This is a genomic window from Limosilactobacillus kribbianus, from assembly GCF_026413145.1.
In the GTDB taxonomy this organism is placed as follows: Bacteria; Bacillota; Bacilli; order Lactobacillales; family Lactobacillaceae; genus Limosilactobacillus; species Limosilactobacillus kribbianus.
On sequence record NZ_JAOVYZ010000021.1, the window covers coordinates 1 to 20,501 of the forward strand.

The window sequence follows — 20,501 nt, forward strand, 5'->3', positions numbered from 1 at the left end:
TCAAATCAATTGGTATCTGAATTCCCGGCCACTTAAATGTCTTAACTGGCGCACACCAATCGAGATCTTCCTGCTTAATTTACGTCATTAAATTCGTTCAAGTTATTTCTTGCAATCTGCCATATGAAAAAGTCTCGCGAAAAAAGTCCGCGAGACTTTTTATATACTAGCCATTGGTAATGTGGCGATGAATTCCTAGCAGGTCTTTGATTTTTACCCAGATCTGGTGGAAAGAGTAGGCCGAACAAAAGGCAAGGACGATCGTCAAGAAGATCAAAAGTGGGAACCGGATCACCAGCGGCAGGTGCCAGCTAGCGGTCAGATGCCAGCACCAGTACAGCCAAAAAACGTGTGATAGATAGGCCCGGTGCGCGTAGAGGGCGATCCAGTGAATCAACGGCAGCCACTGGTTGCGAAACTTTTGCATATAAAGGGCAAAGGTGGCGATCAGACCGATTGTTGCCAGGTTGTAGAAAATCATCGAGGGTAAATAATAAGGAGCGTTGGTCAGCCTGACCGGCAGCCCATAGCCAAAGAAATTCAGGGTAACGTAGTAAAGCAGGATCAGCCAGACGAGGACCTGTGTCAGCCAGTGGCGCCGCATAAATTCGGTGATGTTGGGGTAGCATTGCCAGAGGATGGTTCCGCAAACCGCAAAGACAATGAAGCTCGGGAAGACCCGGTCGAACATGTACCAAGCCCGCGCCTCGGGACCGTGAAAGACTTGGCAGGCATAGACGCAGTTCCAGATAAACTCGAAGCCGAGGGCAAGACCACCCGCAATCAGTGCCCGCCGTCCTTGCCCGTTGATCCAACGCGCTAGGGTCCAGAAAAAGGGCATCAGAATAATAAACTGGAGCATCATCACGTTGTACCAGAGGTGGGGCGCCGCATTTCCGTTGAGAAACTGCCAGCAGAAGGTTGCCAGGTTGTGGTAGTGGCGGTGTTGCTGAAGCTGGGGGACGAGAAGCAAATAAACGGCGGTCCAGAGAATGGAGGGAACGAAGAGAAGATGCCAACGATTCCTGATGAAACGGGGGTAGTTCTTCCAACCGGCATTGGGATGAGTCCGAATGGTGGAGAAGAGGATGCCAAAAATAAAGGTGGAGGCGCTGAACTTAATCGTTTCGTAGATTCCGCCGAGGAAGAACTGCTGGCCGACGGGAAGGGATTCAGTCATTAGAAAAGAAATGACGGATTGGGTCATCACCGTGGTGACGGCAAACATCTTCGCAAAATCCCCGATATCGGCCGCACCGTTAAAACCTAATTGCTGCAAGTTTGTCCCCCGCTTTCGTAAATGAATCTTCTTTAGGGTACCACTGAATGACACTTGTCGTTCGGCAAAATTGACAGTTGGTAAAATCTGTCTATGAAACCAACAAAATCGTTGGTATGAAGGGATTTTGTGCCATTTTTTCGAGCCGGATTTGGTTAAGAAAAAGCTAAAAAAGTTAAATTTTAATAATTGGACCGTATCAATTTTGAAAAAGGTTGACTTTAAACGAAAAACGGTTATCATAAAAGATGTAAATTGAATGATTTACGTTAGTTGTTTGAAGCACACGAACGTATTGATTTATTCAGAAGGAGTGTTTATTAGAATGGCAGTAGATTACGATTCCAAGCAATACTTGGAAAGTGTTGACGCTTACTGGCGTGCCGCTAACTACCTTTCAGCAGGTACTTTGTTCTTAATGAGCAACCCACTGCTGCGTCGGCCACTGAAGGCTGAAGACGTTAAGCCAAAGCCAATTGGTCACTGGGGTACGATTGTTCCACAGAACTTTATTTATGCCCACCTGAACCGGGTTATCAAGAAGTACAACCTGGACATGTTCTACATCGAAGGTTCCGGTCACGGTGGCCAGGTTATGATGAACAACTCATACCTGGACGGCTCATACACCGAAATCTACCCTGAATTTACTCAGGACGAAAAGGGTATGGCTAAGCTGTTCAAGCACTTTAGTTTCCCTGGTGGTACTGCATCCCACGCCGCACCAGAAGTTCCAGGTTCCATCCACGAAGGTGGGGAACTGGGTTACTCCCTGTCCCACGGTGTTGGTGCAATTCTGGACAACCCAGATGTAATTGCCGCTGTTGAAATCGGTGACGGTGAAGCTGAAACCGGCCCACTGGCTGCTTCATGGTTCTCTGACAAGTTCATCAACCCAATCAAGGACGGTGCCGTATTACCAATCGTCCAGGTCAACGGTTACAAGATTTCTAACCCAACCATCCTTTCCCGGATGAGCGACGAAGAACTGACTAAGTACTTCGAAGGAATGGGCTGGAAGCCATTCTTCGTTTCCGCATACAAGGAAGCTGACCGTGATGGTGAATTCTCCGGTTACAAGGATCACATGGACGTTCACGAAGAAATGGCCAAGACGATGGACGAAGCAATCGAAGACATCAAGGCTATTCAAAAGAATGCTCGTGAAAACAACGATGACTCTCTGCCACAATGGCCAATGATCATCTTCCGTGTTCCAAAGGGCTGGACTGGCCCAACGAAGGACCTCGACGGCAACCCGATCGAAAACTCCTTCCGTGCTCACCAGATTCCAATTCCGGTATCCCAGGATGACATGGAACACAAGGATCTGCTGATCAACTGGATGAAGTCCTACAAGCCAGAAGAACTGTTCGACGAAAACGGTCACCCAGTAGCACTGGTTGAAGAAAACGCACCAGAAGGCAACCACCGGATGGCAATGAACCCAATCACTAACGGTGGGATCGACCCTAAGCCACTGGTTCTGCCTAACTACCGTGACTTCGCCGTTGACGTTCAAACTCCAGGTTCTGTTGTAAAGCAGGACATGCTGGAATGGGGTAAGTACCTCAGCAAGATGGCTGAACTGAACCCTGACAACTTCCGTGGCTTCGGTCCTGACGAATCCAAGTCTAACCGTCTCTACGCCTTCCTTGACGATGACAAGCGTCAATGGATGGAAGGGATCCACGAACCAAACGATGAAAACCTGGCTCACTCTGGTCGGATGATTGACTCTCAACTGTCCGAACACCAGGCTGAAGGTTTTCTCGAAGGTTACACCCTGACTGGTCGTCACGGCTTCTTCGCAACTTACGAATCATTCGGTCGTGTTGTTGACTCCATGCTGACTCAACACATGAAGTGGTTACGTAAGGCTAAGGACATGTACTGGCGTAAGCAATACCCTGCCCTGAACTTCGTTGATACTTCAACGGTCTTCCAGCAGGATCACAACGGTTACACTCACCAGGATCCAGGTCTGCTGACTCACATGTTCGAAAAGGAACGTCCAGACCTCGTTAAGGAATACCTGCCAGCTGATACCAACTCTCTGTTGGCTGTTTCCAACAAGGCCTTCAACGACCAAGAATGCATCAACATCTTCGTAACTTCCAAGCACCCACGTGCACAATGGTTCTCCATTGACGAAGCTACTGAACTGGTTGACAATGGTCTGAGCTACGTTGACTGGGCATCTACTGACCAGGGTAGTGAACCAGATGTTGTCTTTGCTTCTGCTGGTACTGAACCAACTGAAGAAGCGCTTGCCGCAATCGACATTCTGCACGACAACTTCCCAGAACTGAAGATTCGTTACATCAACATCGTGGAAATCATGAAGCTGATGAACACCGACAAGAACCCTGAAGGTCTGAACGACGCTGAATTCAACCGTTACTTCACGACCGACAAGCCAGTGATCTTCGCATGGCACGGCTTCCGTGACATGATCCAGGCTCTGTTCTTCGAACGTGCTAACCACAACGTTCACATTCACTCATACGAAGAAAATGGTGACATCACCACGCCATTCGACATGCGTGTACTGAACGAACTTGACCGTTACCACCTTGCTAAGGATGCTATCCAAAGCGTAGCTGGTTACGAACAGAAGAGTGCTGCCTTTGTTGCCAAGATGGACAACATGATCAACAAGCACAACCACTACATCCGTTCAGAAGGTAAGGACATGCCTGAAGTTACCAACTGGACTTGGAAGGGTCTTAAGTAATCTGCCTGATTACTAATTAAACACTTAATAAATCAAAAAGCGTACTAGCATTTGCGTGCTGGTACGCTTTTTTTGATTTCTTAATTTTAAAATTTAAGACCCGATAAACCTGCAGATTTATCGGGCCTCAAATCTCAAAAAAGTGCTTATTTATCCTTAGCGCAGCTCGTTGTCGGGATCGATCAGGATCGACTCGGCCAGCAGAACGCCATTATAGAGCTGGTAGACATAGTCGCGAAGATTTTCCTTTTGTGAAATCATGTCTAGGTATTCCCGCTCCGCCCGAAAGGCCCAGCGTAAGGCCCGCTGCTCCATTTCCTTTTCGCCGGGTGAGAGTTCCGGCTGGCGACTAGTGTGGAGCTAGTGTTGCCAAAACTTCTTAAAGGAGTTATTTGACTGTTGGTCACGCAGGTCGTAGAGAACGTTGGCGCGGATCGTCGGCGGCAGGTAGATCTTTTCGACGGCCTTGATTCCCTCTTCGACCATCTTTTCCTTGATGCTGACGATTCGGCGGGCAACCTCTTTTTCAGAGATGTCGTGTTCAAGCAAGAAGGGGAAGAGTAGGGACGGTACGATCATGCTGAGGAGGACGACCAGTGTTTCCACCAGGATGACCTGGTTGAATTGATGCGTGCTGACGCTGGCGGCAACCGAGTAGACCAGGGCTAACGTGACGGCGCCCCGAACCCCACCGAGGGCAAAAATGAGACTACCGCGCCGGGGCAGGTGACTAGACGGCCGTAAAGGTAGCGGATGATGACGTTAACGACGTAGAGGGCCAAGCCGATTAGAAGCCATTTGCTGCTGTAGCTTCGAGTGACGAGATCCTGGTACACTACCCGGGAGACGATGATACCAAGGATGACGAAGACCATGTTGTTTAACAGTTCTTGGAGCATCCCCATCAGGACAACCCCGTTATGATACTGACGCGGATGGATGAAGCGGGAGCTAGCACTCTCACTGTTTTGCATCAGCCCGGCGCAAACGACCGCGATGATCCCCGAAACGTGGAGCTCCTCCGCCAAGTAGTAGACGACGAAGGGGGTCGCGATGAAGAGCATGTTTTGGGCGTTGGCCGCCCAGGAATTCAGCTGCTGCAGGCCCCGACGGAAGGTGATCATCACCAGAGCCGCCGCGATCCCGATCAAGATGCCCCCGATTGCCGCCGTAAAGAAGTGAAGAATGGTCCACTGGTACTGGAAGGCCCCGTTTTGGATCCAGAGGGTACAGGCGGTGATCAGGATGATTCCGGAGGCGTCGTTGAAGAGCGACTCCATCTTGAGCAGGTCGTTTTGCCGTTTTGGAACGATCAGACCGGTCGAAACGGCCGTGGTGGCGGTGGCGTCGGTGGGAGTGCTCAGGGCGGCAATCAGAAAGGCCAGCGCCGCAGGAACCCCCCAGAGTGCAAGCAGTGAGCCGGAAATGGCCATGGCGGCGACGACCAGGACGACTGCGGTGCCGATGATCTTGCCAAGCGACTGGCGGACGGCATTGAGCCGGGTGGTCTGCCCCTCAAAGTAAATCAACGGTGCCACAATGTACATGAAGAGTTCAGCATCGAAGCTGGTTACCAGGTGGTTGAGCGGGGCGATGACAACGATGATAATTCCGAAGAGCATGCAGACGTAATTGACGGACAGGCGGGGAATGAAGCCGGCGAGGATGCTGGCAAAGACGGCCGCGCTGACGATGGTAATGAAAGAAAGTAACATAATGATGATCCCTTAAATAATAGTGGCTGCTGGATGAGAGCAGAAATTAATTGGCCTTCTCTTGCCGCTTTGGAATAATGATTCGTTGCTCAAACCAGTGCGATTCTGCGCGCCGGTCGTTGCTGGCACCGGGGTAGCGGGCGAGGATAATCCGCAGGTTACGCAAGCCTAAGTGGTGGTTGTTAACGATGCTGACGGTTTGACTGGCGTGATCGAGCGCGGCCAGGTCAACCTGGTGAACGGTGGAATTACCGACGATAATGAACTGGGCAAACTCGTTTTCGTACAGGCTGAGGTCGAGACGGGGTTGCGGAGCGGATGCGGCGGCTTTGATCGCGTTATCGAACAGGATGGCGACGATCCGGATGGTGTCGACGGGTTCCATGGTTTTGTTAAAGTCAATCGGATCAACAATTTCGACTTGCAAAGCGATCTTTTTTTCCATGGCCGTTGAGATCTTGTTAAAGATAACGGCTTTGAGTCCCGCATCCTGAATATTTTTCAACGGACCGATGATCCCCGTTGGCACATCAATGCTTTTATTGGTCGCGGCAGACAGCTGGGCAAGGGAGCGCTTGGCAAATTCGAGATTATTAGTCTCCAGAGCACTGGTGAGACTGTAAAGAATGTTTTTATAATCATGACGAAAGCGGCGCAGGTCGTCGTTCATTACCTCAAGTTGACTGGTATAGCGGGTCAGACTCTCCAGTCGGTAATCGGCGAAGTTGGCCCGGTCACGGTTGGCCAGGTAACGACTAACCAGTTCCATGACTAACAGTACCAGCAGAACATAGATGATGACTTCAAGAAGGGCGATGGCTCTGATTTGAACGGGCGAGGCATTATGAAATGTTGCACCGGTCAACATGGTCGGTGACTGCATCAGGTAATGGTTGTACTGAGCATAGTAAAGATAGTAGCTCAGCGGCAAAAAAGCAAGGCTGAGGAGCCACTCAGCCAGGATGTGCTGACCGCGCAGGCGCGCCAGATAACGTTGGAAAAATGGCCGCAAAACGCGTACCAGCAGCAAGGCAATTCCATAACTGATTAGAACGAGAAAATTGACTAAGAGGTAGTAAAGCGGGGTCCCAGCGAAAGAAAAAAGCACCTTGCAGATCCCAAGACCGTATGAACCGATCAGGAAGGCGAGGTAGTCGAGAAGGGCACTGAAAGAAAAAGTGGCGACCAGATCGGTCAGGGTTTCGCCGGAGTGGTTGGCAAAGAAGTAGTAGAGACTGATCATCAGGGTGATCAGGAGGTAGTCGTTTAACAAGAAGTTAAAGGGTAAGAAGAAGGCGACCAGGGCGATCATGAGGTAGAGAACAAACGGTACATGGCGCTGGCCGAGGTGCTTAAAAGTCCCCCAGAAGGTGAGCGGATAAAAAACACAAATCTTAACGGCCCAGACGATTAAAAAACCGAGCGAGGGCGTCAGGGTAAAGGGATTAATGAGGTTGAAATATGTCATAGATAGTTAACTGCTTTCTGTTAAGATCGATGTATACTTTAATTATACTATTTTATGATGAGAGGAATTCAATAATGAATCATGATCTTAGTGTTACCTGCCCCCGCTGTGGCAAGCTGAATGTCATTGGCAGCCAGCACTGCAGTAATTGCGGCGCGCCCTTGCCCCATTCAACCAAAAAAGCCAGCCCCACGCACCGTCTTTCACGGCGTGGACTGGCAATGATGGCAACTTTTGGGATTCTTTTAGCGATGGTGGTTTTAGGAGTAATTATTCAACACAATCAAATCCTCTCCTACTCGACCTTTATCAACTCCGCACCGCAGGAGGTGGAGCTGCTTGACCGGCACCAACGGGTCGTTTCCAAATTTTATCTAATCGGTGCTGAAAAAAAGTCAACTGCGAATGAAATTCGCGGCACGGCAGCGCTAGTTTCCCATCTTCGAACGGATAATGATTATCGCCGGGCACCGCAATTTCAGTATATTGATGACCGCGCCAACGGTACTTTTACGCTTAAGACCTCACCGGAAATAGTGTTAAACTGTCAGACAAAAACAGGAAAGCTTAAATATAGCGGCCGGTGCTACGTTACTGACAAGCCCCAGGTCCAATATTTTCGCTGGCTAAACAGCAGCGGTGGGGTGACTAAATGATCTGGAAGGGCTGATTCAGCTCCTTGAGGTTCTTTAAAAGCTCCTTGGTTCGCAACCGTGAGAAGGGGTAAGTGCGTGATTCACCCTTAAATTGGAGAGTGTGATTACCAAGGTTGACTGAAACAACCAGGGTCGGGTTGATTAAGAAGTGCCGGTGCGAGCGAAAAAGCGTCGGAAACTGTTTTTCGAGCTCGTTCAGGGTCCCGGTAACGGTGATTACCCGGTGATCGACGGTATGCAGCAGGGCCTGGTGCGAGTTGGTGGGATTAGGCTCGAGGTAGAGAATGTTAGCAAAGTTGATTCGCAAATACCCTGCGGCCGTTTTGAAGACTGGCCGTGGCTGGGGACCATGATTGATTTTTTCCACGACAAATTGGAAGTCCTTAGAGAGGCGCTCCTCAATGTTGTCTTGATCCTTGGCGATAAAATCCAGCGCCTCGGTCCGGTAGCTATAAGTGGTCGGGAGGAATTCATCGTGAACGGTGATGAAGATAATAGTAGCCAAAATATCGTTTTGGCGAATCAGCTGGCTGAGCTTGAGGCCAGCTTTTTTGTCACCGTTGATTTCCAGATCCAGCAAATAAACGTTTTGCACGCTGGGAGTAGGCAGATTGGTGACTAGTTCCTCAGCCGACGACCAGATAGTGATATTAAAGGATGTAAGATGGAGCCGTGTACTAATCCGCTCCAGGACCTTTTTGAGGTATTGTTGTTCAATCCACTGGTCCTCTAAGACAAAAATATTCATTTAAATTGCTCCCGTAAAAAAGTACTAAGACAATAATAATAACTATTCGTGCAAACCGCTATCTTTGACGGGGGGCCAGGAGAATTTTGTGCCGTTCACTGAAAAAAACGTCAGTTACGTGAACGCCACCGTTTTGGAGCCTGAGCTTGCTCAATTGGGCACTATGCTATAATAGACCGGTTATTAAAAAAGATTGGAATGAAGTAACATGAATAAATTCAAAACGGCGAGTAAGACCTACCTGATCATCGGCTCCTTGATTTTTGGAATGATCTTCGGTGCTGGCAACCTAGTTTTCCCGGTCCACTTAGGACAGCTGGCCGGGCGAAACTGGCTGCCGGCCGCGGCGGGTTTTATCCTCTCCGGGGTGCTGCTCCCGCTCTTTGCCCTGTTGGCAATCAGTATCACCCGGTCACGGGGCCTCTTTGAGCTGGCCCTGCCGGTCGGGCCCTGGTTTGCCCTGATTTTTCTTCTGCTGGTCCACGCCACGATCGGGCCGTTTTGCGCCACGCCCCGTTCCGCAACGGTTCCCTACGCCATTGGGGTGGCGCCCTACCTGAGCGCCAAGATGCAACCAGTAGGATTAGCCCTCTATACCGGGGCCTTTTTCCTCCTGGTCTACTTCTTTGCGACGCGTGAGGGCAAGATCACCGAGATTATCGGCAAGGTCTTAAACCCGGTCTTTTTGGTGATGCTCTTCGTGATTTTCCTGCTAGCCTTCATCTGGCCAATGGGAAAACTGTCAACGCCGCAGCCGACGACGGCTTACGTGCACCACGCTTTTACCAGTGGCTTTCTCCAAGGCTATAACACCATGGACGCCTTTGCCATGCTGGTCTTCGGGGTGACAATTGTTGCAGCAATTTCTCAAATGGGCTTTAAAGGCAGCAAGGCGGTTTCCCTTGCCACCACCAAGGGCGGCCTGATTGGTTGCCTGGGGGTCGGGATCATGTACTTCGGCCTGATCTACCTGGGCACCACCAGCCGGCACCACTTTGCGATCGCCGAAAACGGGGGGACGACGCTCAACCAGGTGGCCCACTATTATATGGGAGACTTCGGCAACGCCCTTCTGCTGACGCTGGCGACGATCACCTGCATGACGACGGCGATGGGGCTAGCGATTGCTTTTTCCCAGGATTTCCACGAGCGTTTTCCAAAGATTTCCTACAAGGCCTTTTTGCGGATGAACTGTCTTTTGTCCTTTGCAATCGCTAATTTAGGACTGGACAAGATCGTTCTCTGGTCTACACCGGTGTTGATGCTGCTCTATCCGTTGGCGATCGTCCTCGTGTTGCTGGGGATGTTTTCGCCCTTTTTCGGTAACGCCCCGGTTGTTTACCGAAGCGCCTTGCTTTTCACCTTTGTACCAGCGCTCTTTGACATGGTCAACTCCTTCCCACCGGTTCTCCGAGACTTGAGTGGCAGTCAGAGCTTGATCAGTTTTGCCAAGCGTTGCCTGCCACTCTATGATCTGGGACTGGGCTGGCTACCTTTCGCCCTGGTCGGCACCGTCCTCGGACTGGTCTGCTGGCGGCTAACGCTCCGTCGGCAGTAGTGTATAATATGAGTAGAATTTAAGCGCAAGGAAGTGAGCAGGATGCAGCGGCAATACTTGAGCATCGACGTGGGTGGAACAGCCATTAAAAGCGCCGTCATCGACCATTCAGGCAACATTATTGTTAAAAAACGGGTGGATACGCCGCACCAGAAGGCCCCGTTCCTGCATGCCCTGACGACGATTGTTGATCGCCAGCCGGCCGTAGCAGCCCTTTGCGTCAGCGTGCCCGGCATCGTCAATCCCACGACGGGTGAGGTCCGGTTCACGGGTGCCCTGGGCTTCATGGGGGAATTTGCCCTGGCAGATTACCTGCAGCGCTATGCGGGCCGGCCGGTCTATGTCGGCAACGACGCCAACTGCGCCACTTTGGCCGAGATGTGGTTGGGCAACCTCACGGATGTAGCCAACGGTGCCGTGATTACCCTGGGAACCTCGGTGGGTGGCGGCATGGTAATCAACGGCCAGCTGCTGCACGGGCCCCACTTCCGCGCCGGAGAGCTGAGCGCGATCATCAATAACGCCGACTTTGCCGATCCCCACACGGCCACGGTGGGGGCCAGCACGTCGGCGGTGCGGATGATCATGGCGGTCGCCCAGGCTTGTTACCTGCCCGACCCCAAGGATGGTCGCCGGGCTTTTCTCGAAATCAACCGTCATAACCCGGCCGCCTGGAAAATCTTCAGCGACTTTTGCCGGAAGGTAGCGGTCCTGATCGTCAATATTCAGGCGGTGGTCGACCTGGACCGGATCCTGCTCGGCGGGGGAATTAGTGCCCAGCCGATCTTGATTACAGAGGTTAAGCACCAGTTTCAACAGTTGCAGGCTCAGGACCGCCGCCTGCATGATGACATTCAAATGCCCGCAATCATGGCGGCCCATTTTGGAAACGAGGCCAATCTGCTGGGCGCCTTGTACGGCCTGTTATTGAAGATCGAGGAGGAATGATTGATGACAATTCGTGCGGTAGCAACCGATATTGACGGGACCTTTTTAACGAATAGCCGGGATTATGATCGGGCGCTGTTTCGCCAGGTTTACCAAAAGATGGCCGCTCGGGGGATCCGCTTCATCGTGGCCAGCGGAAACCAGTATTACTTCCTGCGTAGTCTTTTCCCAGCAGAGGCCGAGCAGCTGGCCTTCGTGGCGGAGAACGGGGTTCTGACGATTGACCGGGGAAAGGAGCTGCACTGTGGTCGCTTGACTCCGGAAAACGCTCTGGCGGTTTGGCAATACGTTGCTCAGCTGCCGGGGGTTCACGGTGTTATTTGCGGGCGGAAGAGTGCCTACGTGATGAAGGACGCACCCCAGGGCTTCAAGCGCGGGATGCGGCAATTTTACACCCGCGTTCGTGAGATCAGCACCTTTGCGGATATCCAGGACGACCTGATTTTCAAATTTGCTCTGACGGTTCCGCCAACTCAATTGCGGGAGATTTCGCATGCCATTGACACCCGTTTTGCCGGGATCATCCGGGCCACGGCCAGCGGCTACGGGGCCATCGACCTGATTATCCCGGGGATGGATAAGTCGTACGGCCTCAAGCTTCTCCTCAACCGGTGGGGCCTGGATCCCGCGGAGCTGGTGGCTTTCGGTGACGGTGAAAACGACCTGGAGATGTTTGAACTGGCCGGAACCAGTTATGCGATGGGTAACGCTCCGGCCAATGTTCAGCGGGCGGCCAGCCAGGTGATCGGCACGAACGACGACCAGGCCGTCCTGCACCAGTTGACACAAATTTTAGAACAGTAATAAAAAATCATCCTTGCCATTTTGGCAAAGATGATTTTTTACTTCTTCCGGTATGGAAAGTGCGCCATCTCTGGCAGCCGGTCCCAGCGAACGGGGTAGCCAGCACCGTGGGCACAGAAGACCGAGTCCGGGGTGTTGGCGAGGTCGGCCACCGGATCGTAGGCATGGTTCAACAACCGCCGCCGCGTCGTGACAGGGCTGGTAGCCGGCCACGATGCATTCGAGCTGCCCCTGGCCATGGGTATAGTTGCGAACCTCCTGCTGATAGTCACGCATTGTGGCCACCGGGGCCGTACCGGTGATGGTGGTCAACGCTCCCTCGGCTGACAATTCGAAGCTGCCGTGCATCTTCTGAAGATCATTGATCGCCCGGCCGACCATTTCCTGGGGCAGGGTCAATCGGTAGCGATAGCGCGGCTCCAACAGCTGGCACTTGCCCTGGGCCCGCAGCTCAATTAGCCCCTGACGGACCGCCCGCCAGGTAGCCTCGCGGAAGTCGCCACCGACCGAGTGGACGATGCTGCCGCGGCCGCCGATCAGGGTGATCTTGACGTCGGTCAGCGGGGCCCCGATCAGGACGCCCAGGTGCTCCTTGGCCCCCAGGCTGGTCATGATTTGCTCCTGCCAATTGTGGCTGAGCACGTCGGTCCGGCAAGTATTGGCCACTTGCACGCCGCTGCCGGCCTTGCCGGGCTCCAGCAGGAGATGGACCTCCGCGTAGTGGCGCAGGGGTTCGAAATGCCCCACGCCCTCGACCGGACCGGTGATGGTTTCCTTATACAGGATTTGCCCCTGATCAAAGCCGAGCTGGAGGCCGAAACGTTGGTCGAGCAGCTGCTGGAGAATTTCCAGCTGGACCGTCCCCATCAGATTGACGTGGATTTCCTGGAGGTGTTCGCTCCAGGAAACCCGCAGCTGGGGATCTTCGTCGGCTAGCTGCCGCAGTGCGACCAGACAGCGGTGAAGATCGTTGCCCTGGGGATCGACGGCGTAGGTCAGGACCGGCTGAAATTGGACCTGATCCTGGTCTTGCTCACTCCCGAGCCCCTGACCAGGGAAGGTTGCACTTGGCCCGGCGATGGCACAGACGTCCCCAGGTGCGACCTCCTGTTGGATAGTAAACTTGCGGCCATTATAGTCCCGCAGTTGATCGGCCTTTTGCCCGTCCGCCAATTCGGCCTTGGCCAAAAGCTTCCCGCCGGTGACCCGGACCCAGGTCAGGCGATCATTGCCGTCGTGGGAAACTTTGAAGACCCGGGCGCCGAATTCCTGGTGAGCCTTAAAGGGTAGCGTCCAGCGCTTCAATCCCGCCAAGAGTTGGTCGATCCCGGTGAGCTTGAGGGCCGAGCCGCGGTAGCACGGAAAGACCAGCCGCTGCTTAATCAGGCGCTGGATCGTTGGGTCCGCTAGTTCGCCGTTTTCCAGGTATTCGGTGAGGGCTTCTTCATCCTGGCTGGCAATGTCCTCAATGGTCCCGGAGGCTAGCGGTGAATCGAAGGGAAGGCAACCGGCGGAGAAGCGGCTTTGCAGCTGGCTGAGTACCGCCTGGGGATCCGCGCCGACGCTGTCAACCTTGTTGATGAAGATAAAGGTCGGCACCTGGTAGCGCTCGAGCAGCCGCCAGAGACTGGTCGTGCTGCCGGTCAGCCCGCTGGTGGCGTCGACCACGAGGATTGCGTAATCGAGAACTTGGAGAACCTGTTCGGTCTGGGCCACGAAGTCGATATAACCAGGCGTATCGAGCAGGGTAATCGCCAGATCCTGGTAAGTAAATTGAGCCTCGTGCGAGTAGATGGTGATGCCCCGCTGCTTTTCCAGCTGGTCGGGATCAAGGAAGGCGTCCCCTTTGTCAACCCGGCCGAGTTTGCGCAGGGCCCCGGTCTTGTACAGGAGGACCTCCGAAAGGGTGGTCTTACCGGCGTCAACGTGGGCGACAATGCCGGTAACGATTTTCTTCACGATTAATTCCCCCTCGGAAATTACTTTTGTTTCTTGACCTGGACGACCATTACGTCGCAGAGGGCGTTCCGGTTGACGTAGTTGGTAACCGAACCAAGCACGAAGCGTTCCACGCCGGACAAGCCGGTGGTCCCCATCACGATCAGGTCATTGTGGTGGTCCTTGGGGAATTCGCGCGCGATGACCCGCTTGGGGTTGCCGAACCGGATGTGAATGCTAACGTCGCTGAGCCCAGCCTTTTCGGCCTTGGCCTTCAGGTCGTCGAGCCGTTCCCGGGTGGTATGGACGGCATCGAAGGTCTGCTTTTCACTGAGGACGGCGTTACTGTAGCCGTCGGTAATTTGATCGACCTGGGTGACGTTTAAGATGTCGAGGTGGGCGTTGTTACGCAGGGCACTGTCGATGGCGGCGTCAAGCACCTGGCTGGTAGCCTGGGACCCATCGACGGCGACCATGATGTTGTGGTATTGGAAGTCGTTTGCCATAATCAAGAACTCCTTTAAATGTTAGGTAATCACCTATATTATAAGGGCTTTTCCTGCATTTCGATATAATTATTAACTGTTTCGAGTGAAAATAATTGAAAACGGTTGCGAAGAAGACTACACTACGTTAATGGAAACTAAATGACAGATCACTGCATTTAGTATGATTATATTAAAGAGGGGTTACACTATGCGTTATGTTTCAATGACGTCCCACAACATCGGGATGAACTTAGCTACAGAACAATATCTGATGAACGACAAGGACTTCGGTAACGAGCCACTGGTGCTGTTCTACTATGAAGAGCCATGCATCATCGTCGGCCGGAACCAGAACACGCAGGAAGAAATCAACCAGGACTATGTTAAGGAACATAACATTCGCGTAACCCGGCGACTGTCCGGTGGTGGCGCGGTTTATCAGGACATGGGGAACCTGTGCTTCTCCTTCGTGGTTCCAAGCGACAGCGAGGAATTCGGGGACTTCAAGTCCTTCACCCAGCCAATCGTTGACGTCCTTCACAAGATGGGAGCTACCAGTGCCGAGGTCAGTGGCCGAAACGACATCCTGGTTGATGGTAAGAAGTTCTCCGGCAACGCCATGTACTCACGGAACGGTAAGACCTTCTCCCACGGGACCTTGATGCTCAATGTTGACCTGAGCGTGGTTGCCGATGCCCTTCACGTTACTAAGGATAAGATCGAATCCAAGGGGATCAAGTCCGTTCGTTCCCGGGTTACGAACCTGCGACCATATCTGGCAAAGGAATATCAAAACATTGACGTTCCAACCTTCCGGGACGATCTGATCAAGGGCCTCTTCCACGTTGACAGCTTAGACGAGATCAAGGATAAGCAGTACGTGGTTACCCCTGAAGACCAAAAGGAAATTGATAAGATCTACGAACAATACTACAACAACTGGGACTGGGTCTACGGCAAGAACCCTGAGTTCACGACGAAGCGGCGGAAGCACTTCGATATGGGGACGATTGATGCCCGGATCGACGTTAAGGACGGCGTGATCGAAAACATCAAGTTCTTCGGTGACTTCTTCGGACCAAAGGACGTTACCGAACTGGCCGACAAGCTGAAGGGCGTCAAGTACGACCACGATGCTATTAAGAAGGTCTTAGAAGACGCCGGCACCCAGCAATACATTACCGGGATCCCGACCGATGAGATTGCGGACCTCCTGGCCTAATTGAGCTTTAGCAGAATATCTAGTAGAATGGGACTATAACACGATTGGTGGTAGTCCCATTTTGCGTACCGCCAAGTTCACGAGAAAGTGAGAAGAAATATCAATGAAAAATTCTGATAAAGTCATTGCCGTGTCTTCCGTAGCGGCGGTCGTGGCCATGGTTCTCGATGCCATCATGTTTATCCAACACGGGCAATCCCTGACGTCAATGGCCGTTTGGCCGCGGCTGCTAGTCTTCATCATCCTGGCCGGAGTGGTCGACGGCCTGGCCCTGGTCAAGATGCGTTTTTGCGGCTACGCGACCATCTTTATTGACCTCTACTTTGCGATCGCCAGCCTGGCCGCCTTTGAGATGGTGCGGCCGCGGACCAGCGCTTATGGCTTGTTTGTCGAGGCCCTTGGGGTTGCCGGGATCCTGCTCGGTGCCGCGGGTGTCTACTACGGGTTCAAGCAGCGCCACGAATACACGGAGATGCGGATTGAGAAGTTGATGGAGAAGGCGAAGAAGAATGAAACTAACGGTCGATAATTACCTTGAGCTGCTGACTACCAACAAGGTTGAACAGGAGACGGTCGACAAGACGGCGGCCCAGGCCCAACAGAAGACGACATTAAAAGCCGGAATCGAGTTCGTGATTGACCAGCTGGATAAGGGGTACTTAGGCCAGTACCTGGTCAATGTCAAGATGAAGAAGGGGGACCCGGTCAGCCTGCGTCTGGAGACCAACCTGATCAACGTGCCGATGGAAGAGGCTGAGCGCCTAGTGCCCAAATTGCTGGATAAGGGCCCGGCCTACCCGGTCAACCTTTACCTGGTGATGGAGAGCGACGACGTCAACAAGTCCGGGCTGCGGATCGATGAACTGGCTAACGAAACCGATCAGGCGGGCAGCGTTGCGAACCTGACTACCAAGGCTCAGCAGTGGGTTGCCGCGCACCTGGCCGACGTGATGGAGGCCCGGGCTTAGGCTTGCCGATTGGGTAATGACGAGCTATAATAGATTTTGCGATGAGTCGAGAGGTCTGGTAGCAACCCAAATTACTGCCAATACTTTTTCGATTGTGGGGCGCGTTAACCCACCGGATTGTGGGGCGCCTGGGCATTGGCGAAGTGGACGTCGCCGGTGACCCTGAGATAGTATCAATACACACAAAAACACGGCATCATTTATTTGATGCCGTGTTTTTTCATACCTTGTGATAAATTTTAATATCTCATCCCCGTGTACTTCTTGCTGAGGATGATCACCAGGACGGTGGCCAGGATGCCGTAGAGGGAACCGACGTAACCGAGGTCGCGCATTGGGACGAACTGGACGGCGGTCGAAGCGGTGAAGGAGCCCAGTGAGATGCCGATGTTGGCAAAAATCGAGTTCAACGACGAGGCCAGGTCAAGAGACTGGGGATAGTCTCTTTCGGCGATGTCCAGAAACATCAGCTGGGTCGAGGAACCGTAGCAGGAGAAGGCCACGCAGAGCAGGGCGACGACCAGGATCGCGATCCACTTGAAGCTCAGCAGGGGACCAAAGGCGAGGTAAAGGATAGTCATTGCGATGTAGATTCCGCTGAGCCGGTGGACCCCACCGCGATCAGCCAGGAAGCCGCCGAACTTGTTGCCGATAATGAAGAAGATCCCCATCCCGAACAGCAGCCAGTTCAGCCAGGCGTTGCTAAAGCCCATCTCGTTGGTGATCAATGGCCGGATGTAGGTGTAGATCGAGTAGTCGGCCGCGCAGATCGCCACGATGAAGACCACTCCAAGAATCACCCGGCTGTCCTTGAGCAGGGCAAACTGCTTGCCCAGCGTACTCTTGAACTGGGGCGTATCCCGCGGTACCAGCCAGACCAGGCCGGCAAAGACGAAGATCGTTAAGACGGTAATCATCCAGAAACTGTCGTGCCAGGAGAAGGTCGTGCTGATGACCGTCCCGATCGGGATCCCGATGACCGAGGCGATGCTAAAGCCAGCAAAGACCCAGGAGACCAGGCTGGCCCGCTTCTCCCGTGGGGCGACAAAACTAGCCATTACGAGGACGATCGAGATGATTGCTCCGGCCACCGTTGCCGTTAGGATCCGCGAGAGCAGGAGGGAGACGTAGTTTGTGGCCAGCGCCGACCAGGTGTTGCCGACAAAGAAGACCACCATCAGCGTCAGCAGAACGTGGTGCCGTTTCCACCGGTTCGCCATTGAAGTAATGAGCGGGGTAAAGATGGCGTAGATCAAGGCAAAGACCGTTACCAAAAGCCCCAGGGCAGACAAGGAGTCGTGGTACTCATGGGCAATGTCAGGGAGGACCCCGACAATCATGTACTCGTTACAGCCGAGCATGAAAGCAACGAAGACAAAGAGAATAGCTTGCAGGCGATATTTCATGGTGATCACCGTCGACAGGCAGCGTGGCCGTCGAACTTCCTTTCTTTAAAAATTCAGACTCAATCTAGTGTATCCGAGAATGGGCAACAATTCTAGAGGAAAAGGCCAGGATCTTCAAAAAAATGATGATCCCGGCCTTTTAATCTGTCCGTTATTTCACTTATTTGGCGAGGTAAACCTGCTCGTCAATCAGGTCGAAGGAGTGCAGCTGAACGTTGACGCGCTTGAGGGCTTCATCCTGACTCAAGACGGCCTCTTGCCAGAACTGCTTGGAATTGGTGGCCCCGTTTCTTTCGCCGATCACCAGCAGCTTGACGTCCGGGTAGTCCCGGCGCAGCAACTGGAGAACCTGCCAATCGGCGTCACCCTTGTCGGGAGCCCAGGACATGATGACGTAATCCACCTGGGCGCCGTACTTCTTGATTGCGCTGATGGCATCGAGCTTTTCGATTGCGGTAACCGGATGCTTGCCGGTCTCGTTCTCTTTGACCCAGTCCTGACTGTCGGTGGTGTAGATCTGCTGGGTCGGCCGATTGTTGCGGAGCCCCTTGGAGATGTAGCCGTTGCCGGCCATGATCTCCAGGACCGGTGCCCCGTTCAGGTAATCGGAGAGGGCATGGGCGAAGGGCGCGTTGACGTAGGACCACATTCCGTAAGTGTCCTCGAGGTAGTCGCGGAAGTTCCGCAGGGCGGCATCGAGCTTGGGCAACTCTTCGTTATATTTATTCCACAGGCGATCGCCACGGGGGTCACCTTGGGGATACTGCTGGTTGACCCGTTGGAAAATCGTGTCCTGAATATTGTCCGGCAGCAGCATCGTCGGCAGCGGCTGGGGCAGGAGGCCGGCTTTAAGCAGGCGGTCGCTCTCCAGGGCGTTGTTGATCAAGTAGGTGACCGGCGGAAAGTCGTTGAAGAGCTCCCGGTCCCGCGTCAATTCCGCAATGTAGGGTGACTGTTGGACCGTGCGGTGGGCCTTTTTGACCCGTTTCTTTAATTTTTTCAGTTGTTTTGGATTCATTGCGTCTTCCTTACTTGAGTTTAAGGTTCAATTGTTCCTGTTTGCCGTAGAACTTATCAGTGTCATGCCGGTTGTTGCGGCCCTTGAGGTAGCCGTCGATCAGCTGGAAAATCTCGTAGCGGTCATCGCTCGACAGGATCGTATTGTTAAAGGTCAGGTCCCGATCGGAGAAGAAAAGCTTGGCAAGATCGAAGTCGTTGCGATCGGTTTTCCCGGTCAGGTAGTCGAGACTCACGTTGAAAAATTCGGCAAGCTTGCGGGCCTCAATATAGGACGGGGTCCGGATGCCCCGCTCCCAGTTGCCAATCTGGGAGGCGGTGTTGGGTTTTTCCCCCGGCCCGAGATTTTCGTTGAGGTGTTCGGCAAGTTCTTTTAAGGTTATTTTCTGGCCCTTTCGTAAAGCGCGCAGTCTTTCTGGAAACATTCGCTCACTCCCTTACTATATCATTCTTATTTTACCATTGCTCCGCCGCCATGGCAGGAAAAACAATATGCAAAACCACGGAAAGTGTGCTAAACTGTTTCCATTATCAAAAATATGACATGGGGTTAACTATTTTGAATACTGCAATTAAGAAGAAACGTCATCCGCTGCGCAACTGGCTGATTGGGATCATCACCGTTATCGTGGTGGCCATGCTGGCGGCGGGCGCCTACTTTTTCAACGTCGCAATGGTGCCGAGCCACAAGTCCTTCATCAATAATTCCAACCGGATCAGCCGGTCTGATCCGCTCTATGACCAGAAGATGTGGTTTAAGCACGCCCACAAGCAGAACTGGACGATGGAGTCCGCCAGCGGGCATTATCGCTTGGTGGCGGACTACCTGCCGGCGGCCCACCAGACAACCAAGAACGTCGTCATCCTTCACGGCTTCATGGGCAGGAAGGAAAAGATGGGCGAGTATGCGGCTATGCTTCACCAAATGGGCTATAACGTCTTAATGCCGGATGCCCGGGCCCACGGGCAGAGCCAGGGCAAGTACATCGGCTACGGCTGGCCGGAACGCTATGATGTCCGGAAGTGGACGAATAAGTTGATCCAACACAACGGAACTAAGAGTCAGGTCGTTATCTTCGGGACCAGCATGGGCGGGGCCACCGCGATGATGACCAGTGGGCTTCACCTGCCGCACCAGGTCAAGGCGATCGTCGAGGACTGCGGCTACACCAGCCTGAATGCGGAGCTCAACTACGAGGCGGGGAACCTCTATCACCTACCGAAGTTTATTCGCGGACCACTGATTGCCGTTTTGAGCGGGATCAATCGGACCAAGAACGGCTTCTTCACCAGTGAGGCCAGTTCGCTTAAAATGCTGCACCACAACCACTTGCCGATGCTTTTCATTCACGGTGGCGACGACCATTTCGTGCCGACGAAGATGGTTTACCAGAACTACGCAGCCACCCGCGGACCCAAGCAGCTCTGGATAGCGAAGGGCGCTAAGCACGCGGCCTCCTATGCCCACTACCCGCACGAGTACCCAAAGAAGGTCGCTCAGTTTTTGAATCAGTACGTAAAATAAAAAGTCGCGCTTGCGGGCGCGACT

The 20,501-nt window shown here is 53.1% G+C and carries 18 protein-coding genes and 1 pseudogene; 9 read left to right on the forward strand and 10 right to left on the reverse strand.

The window, feature by feature from the left end; translation table 11 throughout:
• Positions 1-166: 166 nt before the first annotated feature.
• Positions 167-1,279, reverse strand: coding sequence for an acyltransferase family protein (locus OCT58_RS05780; protein ID WP_267201932.1), 1,113 nt, complete (start codon positions 1,277-1,279; stop codon positions 167-169).
• A gap of 325 nt (positions 1,280-1,604) precedes the next feature.
• Between OCT58_RS05780 and OCT58_RS05785 the strand changes: the two genes are divergently transcribed.
• On the forward strand, positions 1,605-4,016 hold the full coding sequence (locus OCT58_RS05785) for a phosphoketolase family protein (protein WP_267201933.1): 2,412 nt from the start codon (positions 1,605-1,607) through the stop codon (positions 4,014-4,016).
• A gap of 360 nt (positions 4,017-4,376) precedes the next feature.
• Here the strand turns inward: OCT58_RS05785 and OCT58_RS05790 are convergent, their stop codons facing one another.
• Genes OCT58_RS05790 through OCT58_RS05800 form a run of 3 tightly spaced genes read right to left on the reverse strand, consistent with a single transcriptional unit; the run spans position 4,377 to position 7,199 of the window.
• Complete coding sequence (locus tag OCT58_RS05790; RefSeq protein ID WP_267201934.1) at positions 4,377-4,622, reverse strand: hypothetical protein; 246 nt, start codon at positions 4,620-4,622, stop codon at positions 4,377-4,379.
• Between the two features lie 59 nt (positions 4,623-4,681).
• Entirely contained in the window at positions 4,682-5,731 is a 1,050-nt protein-coding gene (locus OCT58_RS05795; protein ID WP_267201935.1) for a cation:proton antiporter domain-containing protein, read from the reverse strand.
• Positions 5,732-5,777: 46 nt separating this feature from the next.
• The gene (locus OCT58_RS05800) at positions 5,778-7,199 is read right to left on the reverse strand and encodes a GHKL domain-containing protein (RefSeq protein ID WP_267201936.1); all 1,422 of its coding nucleotides are present in this window, start codon (positions 7,197-7,199) and stop codon (positions 5,778-5,780) included.
• Between the two features lie 221 nt (positions 7,200-7,420).
• Here OCT58_RS05800 and OCT58_RS05805 point away from each other — a divergent pair, with 221 nt between their 5' ends.
• Complete coding sequence (locus OCT58_RS05805) at positions 7,421-7,855, forward strand: hypothetical protein (RefSeq protein WP_267201937.1); 435 nt, start codon at positions 7,421-7,423, stop codon at positions 7,853-7,855.
• On the opposite strand, the gene OCT58_RS05810 is transcribed toward OCT58_RS05805, so the two are convergent.
• A complete protein-coding gene (locus OCT58_RS05810; protein ID WP_267201938.1) occupies positions 7,848-8,603 on the reverse strand; it encodes a response regulator transcription factor in 756 nt (251 codons plus the stop codon). The two genes, OCT58_RS05805 and OCT58_RS05810, sit on opposite strands and share 8 nt — an antisense overlap.
• A gap of 208 nt (positions 8,604-8,811) precedes the next feature.
• Here OCT58_RS05810 and brnQ point away from each other — a divergent pair, with 208 nt between their 5' ends.
• The 3 genes from brnQ to OCT58_RS05825 are packed head-to-tail and all read left to right on the forward strand — an operon-like array spanning position 8,812 to position 11,913.
• Entirely contained in the window at positions 8,812-10,161 is a 1,350-nt protein-coding gene (gene brnQ, locus OCT58_RS05815) for a branched-chain amino acid transport system II carrier protein (RefSeq protein ID WP_267201939.1), read from the forward strand.
• A 42-nt stretch (positions 10,162-10,203) separates the two neighbouring features.
• On the forward strand, positions 10,204-11,109 hold the full coding sequence (locus OCT58_RS05820) for an ROK family protein (protein WP_267201940.1): 906 nt from the start codon (positions 10,204-10,206) through the stop codon (positions 11,107-11,109).
• A gap of 3 nt (positions 11,110-11,112) precedes the next feature.
• Positions 11,113-11,913 (forward strand): Cof-type HAD-IIB family hydrolase, encoded by an 801-nt coding sequence (locus tag OCT58_RS05825; protein WP_267201941.1) that lies wholly within the window; start codon positions 11,113-11,115, stop codon positions 11,911-11,913.
• A 38-nt stretch (positions 11,914-11,951) separates the two neighbouring features.
• Here the strand turns inward: OCT58_RS05825 and OCT58_RS05830 are convergent.
• Positions 11,952-13,872: pseudogene (locus tag OCT58_RS05830) on the reverse strand (GTP-binding protein).
• Between the two features lie 20 nt (positions 13,873-13,892).
• On the reverse strand, positions 13,893-14,357 hold the full coding sequence (locus tag OCT58_RS05835) for a universal stress protein (RefSeq protein WP_267201942.1): 465 nt from the start codon (positions 14,355-14,357) through the stop codon (positions 13,893-13,895).
• A gap of 190 nt (positions 14,358-14,547) precedes the next feature.
• On the opposite strand from OCT58_RS05835, the gene lplA reads away from it, so the two are divergent.
• The 3 genes from lplA (at position 14,548) to OCT58_RS05850 (ending at position 16,529) form a co-directional block, all read left to right on the forward strand.
• Positions 14,548-15,561, forward strand: coding sequence for a lipoate--protein ligase (lplA, locus tag OCT58_RS05840; protein WP_267201943.1), 1,014 nt, complete (start codon positions 14,548-14,550; stop codon positions 15,559-15,561).
• Between the two features lie 103 nt (positions 15,562-15,664).
• Positions 15,665-16,090, forward strand: a complete 426-nt coding sequence (locus tag OCT58_RS05845) for a hypothetical protein (protein WP_267201944.1) — start codon at positions 15,665-15,667, stop codon at positions 16,088-16,090.
• On the forward strand, positions 16,071-16,529 hold the full coding sequence (locus OCT58_RS05850; protein WP_267201945.1) for a hypothetical protein: 459 nt from the start codon (positions 16,071-16,073) through the stop codon (positions 16,527-16,529). Before OCT58_RS05845 ends, OCT58_RS05850 begins: the two co-directional genes overlap by 20 nt.
• 239 nt (positions 16,530-16,768) lie before the next feature.
• Here OCT58_RS05850 and OCT58_RS05855 read toward each other — a convergent pair whose 3' ends face one another.
• From OCT58_RS05855 to OCT58_RS05865, 3 genes are all read right to left on the reverse strand, one after another.
• Positions 16,769-17,935, reverse strand: coding sequence for an MFS transporter (locus tag OCT58_RS05855; RefSeq protein ID WP_267201946.1), 1,167 nt, complete (start codon positions 17,933-17,935; stop codon positions 16,769-16,771).
• Positions 17,936-18,095: 160 nt separating this feature from the next.
• A complete protein-coding gene (locus OCT58_RS05860) occupies positions 18,096-18,953 on the reverse strand; it encodes an SAM-dependent methyltransferase (RefSeq protein ID WP_267201947.1) in 858 nt (285 codons plus the stop codon).
• Positions 18,954-18,963: 10 nt separating this feature from the next.
• Complete coding sequence (locus OCT58_RS05865; protein WP_267201948.1) at positions 18,964-19,377, reverse strand: helix-turn-helix domain-containing protein; 414 nt, start codon at positions 19,375-19,377, stop codon at positions 18,964-18,966.
• Positions 19,378-19,496: 119 nt separating this feature from the next.
• Here OCT58_RS05865 and OCT58_RS05870 point away from each other — a divergent pair, with 119 nt between their 5' ends.
• Positions 19,497-20,477: an alpha/beta hydrolase gene (locus OCT58_RS05870; protein ID WP_267201949.1), complete on the forward strand. Its 981-nt coding sequence runs from the start codon at positions 19,497-19,499 to the stop codon at positions 20,475-20,477.
• Positions 20,478-20,501: the final 24 nt, after the last annotated feature.

What these genes read in the sequence shown, in the direction of transcription:
- OCT58_RS05785 (WP_267201933.1), top strand. Translation starts at nt 1,605, where the DNA reads ATGGCAGTAGATTACGATTCCAAGCAATACTTGGAAAGTGTTGACGCT.
- OCT58_RS05795 (WP_267201935.1), bottom strand. Translation starts at nt 5,731, where the DNA reads ATGTTACTTTCTTTCATTACCATCGTCAGCGCGGCCGTCTTTGCCAGC.
- OCT58_RS05800 (WP_267201936.1), bottom strand. Translation starts at nt 7,199, where the DNA reads ATGACATATTTCAACCTCATTAATCCCTTTACCCTGACGCCCTCGCTC.
- OCT58_RS05805 (WP_267201937.1), top strand. Translation starts at nt 7,421, where the DNA reads ATGATGGCAACTTTTGGGATTCTTTTAGCGATGGTGGTTTTAGGAGTA.
- OCT58_RS05810 (WP_267201938.1), bottom strand. Translation starts at nt 8,603, where the DNA reads ATGAATATTTTTGTCTTAGAGGACCAGTGGATTGAACAACAATACCTC.
- brnQ (WP_267201939.1), top strand. Translation starts at nt 8,812, where the DNA reads ATGAATAAATTCAAAACGGCGAGTAAGACCTACCTGATCATCGGCTCC.
- OCT58_RS05820 (WP_267201940.1), top strand. Translation starts at nt 10,204, where the DNA reads ATGCAGCGGCAATACTTGAGCATCGACGTGGGTGGAACAGCCATTAAA.
- OCT58_RS05825 (WP_267201941.1), top strand. Translation starts at nt 11,113, where the DNA reads ATGACAATTCGTGCGGTAGCAACCGATATTGACGGGACCTTTTTAACG.
- OCT58_RS05835 (WP_267201942.1), bottom strand. Translation starts at nt 14,357, where the DNA reads ATGGCAAACGACTTCCAATACCACAACATCATGGTCGCCGTCGATGGG.
- lplA (WP_267201943.1), top strand. Translation starts at nt 14,548, where the DNA reads ATGCGTTATGTTTCAATGACGTCCCACAACATCGGGATGAACTTAGCT.
- OCT58_RS05845 (WP_267201944.1), top strand. Translation starts at nt 15,665, where the DNA reads ATGAAAAATTCTGATAAAGTCATTGCCGTGTCTTCCGTAGCGGCGGTC.
- OCT58_RS05850 (WP_267201945.1), top strand. Translation starts at nt 16,071, where the DNA reads ATGAAACTAACGGTCGATAATTACCTTGAGCTGCTGACTACCAACAAG.
- OCT58_RS05855 (WP_267201946.1), bottom strand. Translation starts at nt 17,935, where the DNA reads ATGAAATATCGCCTGCAAGCTATTCTCTTTGTCTTCGTTGCTTTCATG.
- OCT58_RS05860 (WP_267201947.1), bottom strand. Translation starts at nt 18,953, where the DNA reads ATGAATCCAAAACAACTGAAAAAATTAAAGAAACGGGTCAAAAAGGCC.
- OCT58_RS05865 (WP_267201948.1), bottom strand. Translation starts at nt 19,377, where the DNA reads ATGTTTCCAGAAAGACTGCGCGCTTTACGAAAGGGCCAGAAAATAACC.
- OCT58_RS05870 (WP_267201949.1), top strand. Translation starts at nt 19,497, where the DNA reads ATGGGGTTAACTATTTTGAATACTGCAATTAAGAAGAAACGTCATCCG.